This window comes from Pseudomonas sp. D1-1, assembly GCF_051132225.1.
Lineage (GTDB): Bacteria > Pseudomonadota > Gammaproteobacteria > Pseudomonadales > Pseudomonadaceae > Aquipseudomonas.
Genome location: NZ_CP071676.1, coordinates 4065789 through 4078623 on the forward strand (window position 1 = coordinate 4065789; position 12835 = coordinate 4078623).

Annotated in this window: 12 protein-coding genes; 4 read left to right on the top strand and 8 right to left on the bottom strand. The window is 62.5% G+C overall.

All coding sequences use genetic code 11. The features are described from left to right. Positions 1-181: 181 nt before the first annotated feature. Complete coding sequence (locus J3P86_RS18175; protein ID WP_434629421.1) at positions 182-616, bottom strand: DoxX family protein; 435 nt, start codon at positions 614-616, stop codon at positions 182-184. Between the two features lie 101 nt (positions 617-717). Continuing rightward, entirely contained in the window at positions 718-2139 is a 1422-nt protein-coding gene (locus J3P86_RS18180; RefSeq protein ID WP_434601407.1) for a transglycosylase SLT domain-containing protein, read from the bottom strand. Between the two features lie 235 nt (positions 2140-2374). Here J3P86_RS18180 and J3P86_RS18185 point away from each other — a divergent pair, with 235 nt between their 5' ends. The 3 genes from J3P86_RS18185 (at position 2375) to J3P86_RS18195 (ending at position 5153) form a co-directional block, all read left to right on the top strand. Continuing rightward, complete coding sequence (locus J3P86_RS18185) at positions 2375-3181, top strand: TatD family hydrolase (protein WP_434698576.1); 807 nt, start codon at positions 2375-2377, stop codon at positions 3179-3181. A 209-nt stretch (positions 3182-3390) separates the two neighbouring features. Further along, positions 3391-4608 carry a methyl-accepting chemotaxis protein gene (locus tag J3P86_RS18190; protein ID WP_434698577.1) on the top strand — a complete coding sequence of 406 codons (1218 nt, stop codon included), beginning with the start codon at positions 3391-3393 and terminating at the stop codon, positions 4606-4608. A 182-nt stretch (positions 4609-4790) separates the two neighbouring features. Continuing rightward, the gene (locus tag J3P86_RS18195) at positions 4791-5153 is read left to right on the top strand and encodes an Mpo1-like protein (protein ID WP_305499732.1); all 363 of its coding nucleotides are present in this window, start codon (positions 4791-4793) and stop codon (positions 5151-5153) included. A 14-nt stretch (positions 5154-5167) separates the two neighbouring features. On the opposite strand, the gene J3P86_RS18200 is transcribed toward J3P86_RS18195, so the two are convergent. The 3 genes from J3P86_RS18200 to J3P86_RS18210 form a co-directional block, all read right to left on the bottom strand. Continuing rightward, positions 5168-5965, bottom strand: a complete 798-nt coding sequence (locus tag J3P86_RS18200; RefSeq protein ID WP_434698578.1) for an acyl-CoA thioesterase — start codon at positions 5963-5965, stop codon at positions 5168-5170. A 246-nt stretch (positions 5966-6211) separates the two neighbouring features. Further along, on the bottom strand, positions 6212-6973 hold the full coding sequence (locus J3P86_RS18205) for a CHAD domain-containing protein (protein ID WP_434697222.1): 762 nt from the start codon (positions 6971-6973) through the stop codon (positions 6212-6214). A gap of 95 nt (positions 6974-7068) precedes the next feature. Continuing rightward, entirely contained in the window at positions 7069-7359 is a 291-nt protein-coding gene (locus J3P86_RS18210) for a hypothetical protein (RefSeq protein ID WP_014337256.1), read from the bottom strand. Positions 7360-7566: 207 nt separating this feature from the next. Between J3P86_RS18210 and J3P86_RS18215 the strand changes: the two genes are divergently transcribed. Next, on the top strand, positions 7567-8604 hold the full coding sequence (locus tag J3P86_RS18215; RefSeq protein ID WP_305499728.1) for a patatin-like phospholipase family protein: 1038 nt from the start codon (positions 7567-7569) through the stop codon (positions 8602-8604). A gap of 113 nt (positions 8605-8717) precedes the next feature. Here the strand turns inward: J3P86_RS18215 and J3P86_RS18220 are convergent, their stop codons facing one another. The 3 genes from J3P86_RS18220 to kdpC form a co-directional block, all read right to left on the bottom strand. After that, entirely contained in the window at positions 8718-9416 is a 699-nt protein-coding gene (locus J3P86_RS18220) for a response regulator (RefSeq protein ID WP_434629402.1), read from the bottom strand. A 48-nt stretch (positions 9417-9464) separates the two neighbouring features. Beyond that, complete coding sequence (locus J3P86_RS18225) at positions 9465-12116, bottom strand: DUF4118 domain-containing protein (RefSeq protein WP_434697220.1); 2652 nt, start codon at positions 12114-12116, stop codon at positions 9465-9467. Between the two features lie 128 nt (positions 12117-12244). Next, a complete protein-coding gene (gene kdpC, locus J3P86_RS18230) occupies positions 12245-12790 on the bottom strand; it encodes a potassium-transporting ATPase subunit KdpC (protein WP_434656550.1) in 546 nt (181 codons plus the stop codon). Positions 12791-12835: the final 45 nt, after the last annotated feature.

Genomic DNA, 12835 nt, shown 5'->3' on the forward strand with positions numbered 1-12835 from the left:
TATTTCGAAGCCTTGTTTCACGGCTTCTGTCGGTGACTGGATGAGTCACCTGGCGCCCCGCAAGTAGCTGTTTAAATCGGCGCATGAGCGGCATCCTAGAGAAGCTGACTGGCCAGTGTCAAGAATCGACGCGCACAAAAAAGGCCCGTACTGGACGGGCCTTGTTGTCTTGAGCAAGTTATCAACGGGCGATGGCGTTATCCGCCGACAGCTTGCCTGCACCTTCGATCAACACCGCGATACTGCCGGCCAGCAAGGCCAGGGCAAACTCATAACCGTTGTTGGCCATGAACAGACCGTTGCCGATGTGCACGGAGAAAATCGCCACCAGTGACAGGAAGGCCAGACCCAAAGCCGCCGGGCGCGTCAGCAGGCCGATGATCAAGGCCAGCCCGGCGAAAAACTCGGTGCCACCGGCCAGGGTTGCCATCAGGTAGCCAGGCGTCAGGCCGATGCTGTCCATCCATTGCGCCGTGCCCGCCAACCCATAACCGCCAAACAGCCCGAACAGTTTCTGCGAGCCATGGGCGGCAAAAATGACCCCGACGACGATGCGCAGGACAGTCAGGCCGTAGCCGGCGCGGGAAAACAGAACCTTGTTGATGAAAGTGCTCATGAGGTGCATTCCTTGGGAGATGTGTGTGTTGGGCGCCATATTAATCAAATAATCTTGAGTAAAAAGCGCAAAAAACCCACCAAACCAATCTATAAATTAGATTATTTAGTCGAAGCCACTTTCCGCTCTTGCGGCTCCAGGGATTCACGCTCTCGATCAAACGCCAGGTAATACTTGTTCACGCTGTTAACGTAGCTGACGGCGCCCATGCCCACCTGCTCCATGGCTATTCGCTCGACCTGGAAAAACCACTGGTCAGGGTTCAAGCCTCGCCGCCGGGCCTCGGCACGCATGCCTTGGACGCGCTCCGGTCCCATGTTGTACGCAGCCAGGACAAACGCCATGCGTTCGCGCTCGTTGAGCTTGGGGCTGGAGAAGAATTTGCGGCGGATCATGGCCAGGTATTTGGCGCCGGCCTGCACATTGGCATCCAGGTCCTGGATGTTGTTGACCCCGACCCGCTGGGCCGCGGACGGCGTGATCTGCATCAGGCCGGTTGGGCCGCTGCCGCTGCGCGCGTTGGGTTGCAAGGCTGACTCCTTGAACGCCAGGGCCGCCAGGTTGAGCCAGTCCATGCCCTGGGCCTGGGCATGTTTTTGCAGCACCGGCCGAAGTTTTTCCAGGCGTTGGCGATTGGCCCGGGCCAGCGGATAGTGAACCTGGTACAAGCGTCGGTAGATACGCAGGAATGCAGCGTCCTGGTTGTCGGGGACTTTATAGGTGGTGAGGAATCGATCAATGCTCGCCCGCAGCATGGCGGCGTCGCGGCGGACGAACCAATATTCATCGCTCGGCTCGCCGATGAGCACCTGGCGGTCGAAACGCAACTTGGGCAGGATCTTGCCCCAGCGTTCGGCGATGGGCTGTTCGACGATGGTGAGGTGGAAGATCCCGCCCTGGACCATCTCCAACACATCTTCCACCGCCAGGGTGGGATCGACCCATTCGATTTTCACCGGCGGCAACTTGAGCAACGCCAGCTTCTGGTTGATCTGGCTGACCGCATCCCCCGCCGCACTGCCGTTGGGCAGCGCCAGGGTCTTGCCAGACAATTGCTCCACGCGCGAATAACGCTTTTCGCCCTTGATCCCCACCAGCAGCAACGGCACATCCGTGCGTATCGGCTCACTGGCGCTCACCGCATGGCCGGCTTGCGGCTCAAGCAGTTCGCCTGGCGCCACCAGATCCCCTTCCCCGCGCTGCAGTGCGCCGAGCAATTGATCCTTGGCCTTGGGAATGATTTTGAGGGTGATTTCCTGGCCATCCCGGGCATGACCATTGAGGTACTGCTCGAAGGCCCGCAAGCGATGGTATTCGACACCGATGGGCTGGCCCTGGACTTCACCGGAGCTGTTGCGGCTCTGGTTGACCAACACCTTCAGTACCCGGCTGCTACGGATCTGCGCCAGATCACGCACGGTGCCCGGCGCTACCACTTGCAGCGGTCCGGGCAGGCGTGCTTCGGCCGCCATTGGCAACAGCAGCGAGCAACACAGCAGTAGCAATACCTGGGGACGAACCATCCACACTCCGGAAGGATGTTGCCGAGCCAACCCGGTGGCAAACCGTGGTCGATTCGGCAAAACAGAGCACCGTGGGGCGCTGAAAAGTGCGAAAGACTGGCACAGCGATGGCATTGATACCACCCCGACCTGTCTCGTGGCCTCAACAGACAGCCGCAACTCATTGTAGTTCTTGGCTTTTTTTATAAATCTACAGCTCTGGTATGCTTTCCGGCCTTTGGGCCGAGGTAGCACCATGCAACTCATCGATATCGGCGTCAACCTGACCAACCCCAGTTTCGCCGAAAAACACCAGGCGGTGCTTGAGCGCGCCTATGCCGCCGGGGTCTGCCAGTTGGTGCTGACCGGCACCAGCATCGAGGGCAGCGAACAGGCCTTCGAACTATGCCAGCAGCTCGACGAGGACGGGACGCGACTGTTTTCCACCGCCGGCATCCACCCCCACAGCGCCAGCGACTGGACAGCTGACAGCGCCAGGCATTTGCACGAGTTGCTCAAGCAGGACCGTGTGCGCGCAGTGGGTGAATGCGGGTTGGATTTCAATCGTGATCTTTCTCCTCGCCCGCTGCAGGAAAAAGTCCTCGAAGAACACCTCGCGCTTGCCGCGGAGTTGCAAATGCCGGTGTTTCTCCATGAGCGCGACGCCGACCAGCGACTGCTGGAGATTCTTCGGGACTTTCGCGACCGATTGCCCGCCGCTGTGGTGCATTGTTTTACCGGTGAGAAAAAAGCGCTGTTCAGTTACCTGGACCTGGACTTGCACATCGGCATTACCGGGTGGATCTGCGATGAACGCCGAGGCACACATCTGCATCCGTTGGTGCGGGAAATTCCCCGCGGCCGGCTCATGCTCGAAAGCGACGCCCCGTATCTGCTGCCCCGCACCCTGCGCCCTAAGCCCAAGAACGGTCGCAATGAGCCGGCCTATCTGACAGACGTATTGCGTGAAGTAGCCTTGCACCGGGGCGAAAGCGAGGAAGACCTGGCGGCCCACAGCACGGCGTGTGCGCGGGCGTTTTTCGGCTTGCCGGTGATTTCCTGACCGGAATGGGCCCCTGTGGGAGCGAGCCTGCTCGCGAAAGCGGTCTGTCAGTCAGATTATCTGCAGTAGATCGATCGCCTTCGCGAGCAGGCTCGCTCCCACCAGGGCTTGGTGACATCCATTGACCCACATCAAAACCTCGCCCCCTGCATAGCAGCAGAATACTGGCACCTTGCCAAAACTGTTTCCGCTATCAGAGAAGACCTTCCATGGGTGCCTGGCTTAGCAATATCTCGCTGAAGTATAAATTCTGGGCGGTCAATGCGGTCGCCTTTGTCACCACATTGCTGTTGGTGCTTTATGCCATGCACCTTGAACAGCAGGTCCGAGGGGTCAGCCTGGGCCAGGTGTTCGGCGAACGCTTCAGTCAGTATGCCGTGGCAGTATTCGTGCTGATGCTGGCGATGTTGGGAGCATCGCAGCTATTGATCCGCTTTCTCCTCAGTCAGCTCAACACGTTGAAAGACGTGATGCTGCATGTCGAAAAAAGCGGCGACCTCTCCGCCCGCGTGCCTTTGGCCTGCGAGGACGAAGTGGGCCAGATGGCCGCTGCGTTCAACGCCATGCAAGCTGGCTACCAGCGGGTGGTGGACACCGTTGCCAGCACTGCTCGGCAGCTGGATAGCGGTGCGACGCGCCTGGCTTCGAGCATGAACGATGTGCGCCAGGGTATGCTCGGCCAGCAGAGCGAAACGGATCAGGCCGCCACGGCCATCAATGAGATGACCGCCACGGTCTATCACATCGCCCAGCACGCCGGCGCCACCCGCGACCTGTCGAAAACCACGGATATCCTGGCGGGTAACGGACGGCAAGTGGTCAGTCGCGTGCAGCAATCGATCACCGGGCTGTCCACTGGCGTGCAGCAGACCGCCGAGATGATCCAGCGCCTGGCCGAAGACAGCCAGAAGATCAACGGTGTGGTCAATGTGATCCACAGCATCGCCGAGCAGACCAACCTGCTGGCACTCAACGCCGCCATCGAAGCGGCGCGAGCCGGCGAAATGGGCCGGGGTTTCGCAGTCGTGGCCGATGAAGTCCGCAACCTCGCCAAGCGGGTCCAGACCTCGACCGACGAGATCACCGCCATGGTGTCGGCCTTGCAGGCAGGCACCCGCGATGCGGTGGAGTTCATGCAGCAAAGCTCGCACAAGGCTGACGACTGCGTGCAACAGGCTTGCGAGGCCGGCGACGCGTTGCTGCAGATCACCGAGGCGGTGGCGCAGATGCGCGAAAGCAACACGCAGATCGCGGTCGCCGCCGAACAGCAAAGCCAGGTGGCCGAAGACATGAACCGCGCCGTAGTGAGCATCCGCGACGTGACCGAAAATACCGTGCGCCAGACCGTGGATTCGGCCACCACCAGCGATGAGCTGGCGACGCTGGCGGGTGAGTTGAACAGGGCGATTGGGCAGTTGAAGCTTTAACTCCGGATCTTCTGCATAGCTTCTCCTCACAAAGGAAGCCTTCATCATCAGGGCTGGCCTCATCCCAACAGCCATATGCCTATGACGCCTATCGTTACGATAGCCAACCGTGATTCGCCGCTCTGCCCGGCCCGGCCTATTCTTGGGTTATTCGGATTTCACGGACTCAAGGACAAAGCATCATGGGCAAACGTCACCCCAACCTTCCGGCCTGGCAATGGCGCGCCTATCCCGAGAATCACCGCCACCCGACCAACCTGGTGTTGCATCTGATCGCGGTGCCGCTGTTCATTGTCGCGTTTCTGTTGATCGTATCGGGCGTCTTCAGCCTGAGCCTGGGCGATGTCGCCATCGGCGTGATCGGTGTACTCGCCGCACTCGGATTGCAGCGCCACGGCCACGGTCTCGAGGCGCAGGCCTCAGAACCTTTCAGCGATCGCAAGGACGCCATGTCGCGCCTGCTGGTGGAACAGTTCCTGACCTTCCCACGCTTTTTCCTCAGCGGCGGATGGTGGCGGGCCTGGCGGGATCGCCACCGTCACTGAATCGCCGTAACGCCTCAGCCGAAAATCGTCACCGTCTGCCGGCTCATGGCGATCAAGCGGCCATCGGCGCTCCAGAACTTCGCCGCGACATGGCCATACCCATCCTGGGCGTGCTCGATCTCGGCCAGGTACTGGCACCAATCCAATGTCGTGAGCTCAAGCAATGGTTGGACGAACTCGATGGTCCAGGTCAGCGTGCTGCCCGGTGCCATTTGCGTCAGGTGAGGCAACAACGCCGGCGGCCAGGCGTCCACCAACGCCAGGATATGGCCTTCGTCCAGCGCCTCCTCTTTCACATCACCGCGCAAGCGCACCCAGCCACCCATGCTTCGGGATTTGTTACCGGAAAACGGCAGGCCGCCGACGCTCCAGCGCATCGCCAGGTGCCGCATGAATTCCGGTGTCCCGCCTTTGATGTAGGGCAATTCCTGGCATTGCTCGACGTCCTTGAACGGCGGCGCGGGATCAGCCTGTACCGCCACCACCGAGGTTCGCGATGCGCCAAAGCTGCCTTGCACCACGGTCACCACCTGGCCTTTCTGCACAGCGCGCCCCAGCACCTGGCTGACAGCCTTGCCCTCACGCAATATATCAACCTCGAAACTGACCGGGACATCCGGTTCGACCGGGCCGACAAAGGTGATCGCCAGCGAGCGCACCGGGCGATCGGCCGGAACCCGGGCACGCATCGCCTCGTATTGCAGCGCCGCCACCAGGCCGCCAAAACTGGCCCGGCCCTGACCCCACTCAGGTGGAATGATGACGGCGCCTGGCTGATGACGCACGGCATCGATCAAATCGGAAAAGCGCATGGCAACCTCGAAGAGATGGGAAACGATGATGGATATTAACTATCCCGAGCGGGCAGTACAGCGCTCATTCCGGCCAAAGAGGCTGACAGAAAAGCCGTGGGCTTCGAATCCACTACCAATCCTCTTGCGAGGGCGAGCCTTTGTGGGAGCGAGCCTGCTCGCGAATAGCGGTGTGTCAGCCTGAACAAGTTGACTGATACCCCGCTATTCGCGAGCAGGCTCACTCCCACAGGAAAAAATGCAAAGTCAGGATTTCCCGAAGCAGCTGACGATTAGCTTTTCGAGTACCCGGTCGGACTTGGCCTCGGCCTTTTCCATGGTGATCCGCCAGACCGGTACGCAGGCCCGCAAGTCGGCTTCCTGCTCGGCACGCGCCAGCCATTGCCAGCAATCATGCCAATCGCCCAACGCGCCTTGGGCGGCCTTGAGTCGGGGCATGGCCGCTTCCGGCAAGCGGTCGAGTTCGGGATAGGCTTCGATGGCATAACGCACGCGCTTGATCAGCAGGCGCAGTCGGTGGCGGTCGTGAGCCGGATCGCGCAAGGCCTCGCCGAGCTTTTTCCATTGTTTGTCGAGGCGCTTTTCGACACGTTTGCGCAACCCTGCAAGCAGACCCTGGCGCTGGGCAGCGCGGATGAAGCGTGGGAACGCATCGAGGATCATCAGCAAATGCGCCAACTCCGGACTGCTGGCCACGGCGGGATAGGCCTCGGCCATTTGCAGCTGGCGTCGCTGCGCGGCCTCGGTCTTGCCGTGCTGCTGAAGATAAGCTGCCAGCACCTCACGGTCGCGCAAGGGTGTGGTCAGGCTGCCAACTGCCGAAGCGGCTGTTTCCAACTGCTCGACGCCGGGCAATCCGCGCAACGGACGAAGCAGGCTGCGCAAACGGCGAACGGTGGTCCGCAGGTCGTGCAAAGCTTCGCTGTCGGTATGGGCATTCAAGCGGGCCTGACAGGCCAGCAGGCGGACTTCCAGGCCCAGAATACGGGCCACCAGCCGATCAATCATCGGGCGTACTCCGTACGCAGCTTCGAGTTTCGAGCCACAAGCCGCAAGAAAAAGCAGTTTCGCTTCTGCTTACAGCTTGCAGCTCGCCGCTGTGTTTATCGCCCCGCGCGGGATTCGCGAATGTAGAAACGCGCCTTCTCGGCTTTCTTGGCGCAGCCCTCGAAAGCTTCGAATTGCTGCTGGGTCTTGGCCCCGGTCAGCAATGAAAGAGCCTTGGAGTAGCTGACGGTGCCAGCGAAGCCTTCGGCCTTGGCCAGGTCAAGTTCGCGCCACGCGCTGTCGAGCTGGCTGCCGCAACTGTCGCGGTAAGCGGTCTTGCCGGCACAACCGGCCAAGGCCAGAACCATCAGGGACGCCACCAGGGGCAGGCAGATCCGGGCTTTCATCGATAACACCTCAAGTCAGGTCAACAGTCGTGCTGGTAAGACGGTTTCGCCGGCAAAAAGTGCCTCGGCGCGGCCGCTATATTCAAGTGGGCACGAGCATACGCAAATGCTGCTGCGACGTGTCAAAAAACGACGCCTGCGCTACAGCGATTGAGCCGGCCCGTCGATGAGTGCATTGTTGAGCTCTGTTCTACAAGAGGCCTGCTCATGACAAAACGTGTCGCATTGGTATTGGGCTCGGGCGGCGCCCGGGGCTATGCCCATATCGGAGTGATCGAGGAAATCGAACGACGCGGCTATGACATCGCCTGTATCGCCGGTTGTTCCATGGGGGCGGTCGTAGGCGGGATCTACGCGGCGGGCAAACTCGAAGACTACCGCAACTGGATCGAAAGCCTCGACTACCTGGATGTGCTCCGGCTGGTGGATGTCAGCTTTCGCCTCGGGGCCATTCGCGGCGAAAAAGTCTTCGGGCAGATCCGCAAGATCGTCGGCGAGCTCAATATCGAAGACCTGCGCATTCCTTACACGGCGGTAGCCACCGACCTGACCAACCAGCAGGAAATCTGGTTCCAGGAAGGTTGCCTGCACCAGGCGATGCGCGCCTCGGCGGCGATTCCCAGCCTGTTCACCCCGGTGATGCAAGGCAACCGCATGCTGGTGGATGGCGGCTTGCTCAATCCGCTGCCGATCGTGCCGGTGGTGTCGAGCCATTGCGACCTGATCATCGCGGTCAACCTCAACGCCACCAACCAGAAACAATACCGGTTGCCTGTGATCCAGCGCCCCGCCGCGTTCCGGCGGCGCTTCGACACCTTGGTCAGTTCCCTCGGTTCACGGTTGCCGTTTCGCCGCAAACAAGCCGAGCAACTGTTGCTGTTGGAACAGGAAGCGCTGAAGGCCGAGGCGGCCGATATCAACCCATGGCTCGATTCGGCCGAGCCGGAAGGCCAGCAACCGGCCGCCGCGCCCGAAATCGAAGGCGCGCCGAAATCCGCCACCGGATCTTTCATCATCGATAACGTCGGACCGGCCTCGTTGCTCGATCTGATCAACCAGAGCTTCGAGGTGATGCAGACGTCGCTGGCCCAATACAAGATCGCCGGCTACCCGCCGGATGTGCTGATCAACGTGCCAAAACGGGTGTGCCGATTCTTCGAGTTCTACAAGGCACCGGAGCTGATCGCGCTGGGACGGGAGATAGCCAGCGATACGCTGGATCGGTATGAGAGCGAGCAGAGCTGAAGGCTTCGAGTGACTGTTTCGGCCCCTTCGCGAGCAGGCTCGCTCCCACAATGAAATGCGCTCAAGTGTGGGAGCGAGCCTGCTCGCGAAGAGGCCAGCCAGGCAGGACAAGACTAAAACCCACCCTCCTCCAACAACCGATACCCCACGCCCGCCTCAGTCACGATGAACCGCGGCCGAGTCGGGTCGTCGGCGAGTTTCTGCCGCAGGTGACCGATGACGATGCGCAGGTAATGGCTGTCTTCGACGTGGGTCGGGCCCCAGATGTCCTTGAGCAATTGTTGCTGGGTGATGACCCGCCCTGGATGCCGCGCCAGTTGCGCCAGCACCGCGTATTCCTTGCGGGTCAGGGCCACTTCGGCGCCGTCCAGCAGGACCCGGCGGTAAGCCAGGTCGACCGTCAGCGGGCCGAACGTCAATGCCGCCGACGGTGCCTCGCCCGCTGGCGCCTGGCGCAGGAGCGCGCGCACCCGGGCGAGGAACTCCTGGATGCCGAAAGGCTTGGTCACGTAGTCATTCGCACCGTTGTCCAGCGCCTCGACCTTCTGTGCTTCGCTGGCGCGTACTGACAGGACCAGCACCGGCACGGCAGACCATTGGCGAAACTCGCGCAGTACCTGCTGGCCGTCCATGTCCGGCAGGCCAAGGTCGAGCACCAGAAGATCAGGCTTGTTCAACGCCGCCTGGGCCAGGCCCGCTGCGCCGGTCTCGGCTTCGAGCACCTTGTAGCCTTGCGAGGTCAGGCTGATCCGCAGGAACTTGCGGATCTGCGGTTCGTCATCGATGACCAAAAGGGTCGCGTTCTGGCTCATGGGGTCCGTTCATTTCCATCAAGTGGCGAGAGCATAACGCAGCGCCAGTCAGGCTTCATCGTCCATGCCCGGTTGTGCCTGCAAGGGCAGGTGCAAGGTGATGCAGGTGCCGCGCCCATCGAGCCCCTCGTCGACGCTGATCCGCCCGCCATGGGCGCCGACCATGCCCTGACAGATCGCCAGCCCCAGCCCGGTGCCCTGCCCGCCACGGTCGCCGCGCGCAGCGGTGTAGAACATGTCGAAGATTTTCTCACGCTCCGGCTCGGGAATTCCGGGCCCTTCATCGGCCACGGCGAAGCATATTTCATCGGTCGTCGCTGCGGCGCTCAACAGCAACCGACCATGGGCCGGCGAAAACCGCGCGGCGTTTTCCAGCACGTTGACCAGCGCCTGTTCGATCAGCGCCGCATGGACATACAACAGCGGCAAGCCGGTTGGCACTTCGATGCTGACCGCCAGTGGCGCCAGTACCGCCCGCAACCGGTTCAACGCACTGGCAACGATGTCGGCCGGCGATACCCAATCGCGCGCCAGCTTCAGCGCACCGTGGCCGAGGCGGGTCATGTCGAGCAGGTTCTGGATATAACGATCCAGGCGCTCGGCTTCGTCGCGGGTGCCTTCGAGCAATTCGCGACGGTCCTGCAGCGGGATCGCCTCGCCCAGCGCCAGCAGGCTGTCGATGCTGCCGCGCATGGAAGTCAAGGGTGTGCGTAAATCATGGGAGACGGAGGCCAGCAAGGCGCTGCGCAATTGCTCGGTTTCGCCGTGCAGCCGCGCCGCTTCCAGGTCCTGCGCCAGCTGCGCCCGAGCCAGCGCCTGGGCCAGCGGCTGGCTGAGCGCCGCCAGCAAGCGGCGACGCTGACCGCTCAACGGCTTGCCGTCCTTCAGGCAGACTCCCAACAGGCCCAGCGGGCCACCCTCGGACGACAAGGGCCACCACCACCAGCGCCCGGACGGCAGCGTCGCGGTGCCGGCGCCGGCCGGCTGATCGTGCTGCCAGGACCAGTCGGCGGCAGCGCGCTCGGCCTCGGTGAAGGTCAACGGTTCTGCCGTCTCGACGTGCCAGCCGTGCTGTGCGTCGCGCTTGAGCAGGCACAGTTGCAGATCGCCCTCGCTGTTGAGGTGTTGCACGGCGGCGCTGATTACGGCCTGGCGATCGGTCGCGGCCGTCAGTTTGCGCGACAGATCCAGCAGCTCAGCGGTTTCCTGCTGGGTGTCGCGCAGCGCCTGCAATTGCCGACGCTGGCGCGCCGCGAGATTGCCGGTCAGGGCGGCCATCAAGAGGAAAAACACCAGCGTCAGTACGTCTTCTTCGCGCTGGATCGTCAGGGAGAAATTCGGCGGGATGAACAGAAAGTCGTACGCCAGGAACGACAGCGCCGCACAGGCCAGCGCCGGGCCGAGGCTGCTGCGCACCGCCACCAGCAACACCGCCATCAGGAATACCAGGGAGATATTGGGCAACGCAAGCAACCCGGAAATCCCCCAGGCCAGGGCACTGGCGGCCAGCGTAGCCACCACCGCCAGCGCATAGTCGAACCCGGTCTGGACGGTGCCCGGACGCAGGCGGGGCGGCGGCGGTGTTTCATCGCCGTCCAGCACGTTGATCTCCAGCCCACGGGCATCGCGCAGCAATCGCGAAGCCAGGCCGCCGCCGAACAGGCGCCTGCGCAAACGCCGGCGGGACTGGCCGACCAACACCAACGTGGCACGCCGTTGCATCGCGTGCTGGATGAGCGTCCTGGCGACCTCTCCCGCCCGCAGCAGCACCACCTCCCCGCCAAGGCGTTCCGCCAGTTGCTGGGCGCTCTGCAGACGCTGGCGCGAGGACTCGTCCCGTGCCGTGCCGTTGTCTACATGCACCACGCTCCAGGGCAGATGCCGGCGCTGGGCGACCCGGCTGGCGTGGCGCACCAGCCGTTCGGCCTGGTGATCAGCGTCCACGCCCACCAGCAACCGGCCCTGGACCGCTGGAGCCGACTGGCCCAGTTGCCGATAACCCTGGGCCAGGTCGTTGTCCACTTGCGCGGCAGCGGTCTGCATGGCCAGCTCACGCAGGGCGGTGAGATTGGTCTGGGTGAAAAACGCATCGATCGCCGCGCGGGCCTGTTCCGGCACATAGACCTTGCCGTCGCGCAGACGCTCCAGCAGTTCGCGCGGTGGCAGGTCGATCAGCAGCAGCTCATCGGCTTCCTGCAAGACCCAGTCCGGCAAAGTCTCGCGCACCTGCACTCCGGTGATGCCACGAACCTGATCGTTGAGGCTTTCCAGATGCTGGACGTTGACCGTGGTGAAGACGTCGATACCGGCGGCGAGCAGTTCCTGGATGTCTTGCCAGCGCTTGGCATGGCGGCTGCCGGGGGCGTTGCTGTGGGCCAGCTCGTCCACCAGCGCCAGGCTCGGGCGAGCGGCAAGCAGGCCGTCGAGATCCATCTCCTCGAGCATCACGCCGCGGTATTCCGAACGCACCATCGGCTGTTGCGCCAGGCCATTCAACAAGGCTTCGGTCTCGGCGCGCCCGTGGGTCTCGACGACCGCGGCGATGACGTTTGTTCCTTGGCGCAACCGGGTATGGGCCGCTTGCAGCATGGCGTAGGTCTTGCCCACGCCTGGGGCGGCGCCGAGGAAAACCTTGAGGCGGCCACGGTCGTTGCGTGGCAGGTTGGCTAATAGTGCATCGGCGCGGCCGGAGTCGCTCATGCTATGTCTCTTTCAGATTTGATCAAGATACCCTGTGGGAGCGAGCCTGCTCGCGAATGCGGTGGGTCAGTCAACGACAGTGTTGGCTGAGCTACCGCATTCGCGAGCAGGCTCGCTCCCACATGGGTTTACAGGTTTTCCAGGGCCAGGTTCAGCGCCAGCACATTCACCACGGGCGGGCCCACCAGGGACCGCTCGATATGGCTGTCAAGCAACTGCTGCAACGTCGACACCGGCAAGTTGCGCGCCGCGGCGACACGCGCCAGTTGATAGGCAATCGCGGCCGGAGGCAAGTGCGGATCCAGGCCGCTGCCGGAAGTGCTCAGCAGCGCCAGGGGCACCGGTCCCTGGCCGGGCACTTGCAGCTTGCCGGCGTCATCGATGACCCGGGCGGCCAGCGCCGGGTTGCTCGGGGAAAAGTTGCTCGCGCCGCTGGCGACCGTGGCGAAGGCGCCGGCCGAAGGGCGCGGATGAAACCAGGCATCGCCGGTGAAGTCCTGGGCGATCAATCGGGAACCGCGGACCTTGCCGTCGGCATCGTGGATCAGACTGCCGTTGGCCTGCTCCGGAAAAGCGATTTGTGCCACGCCGGTGACGAACAATGGGTAGGCGACGCCGGTGATCAGGGTCATCAGCAATAACAGGCTCAGGGCCGGGCGAATCATGGTGAACATTTCAAATCCTCAGTTGAAAACACATCTGTGATGGATGTCTTCAGG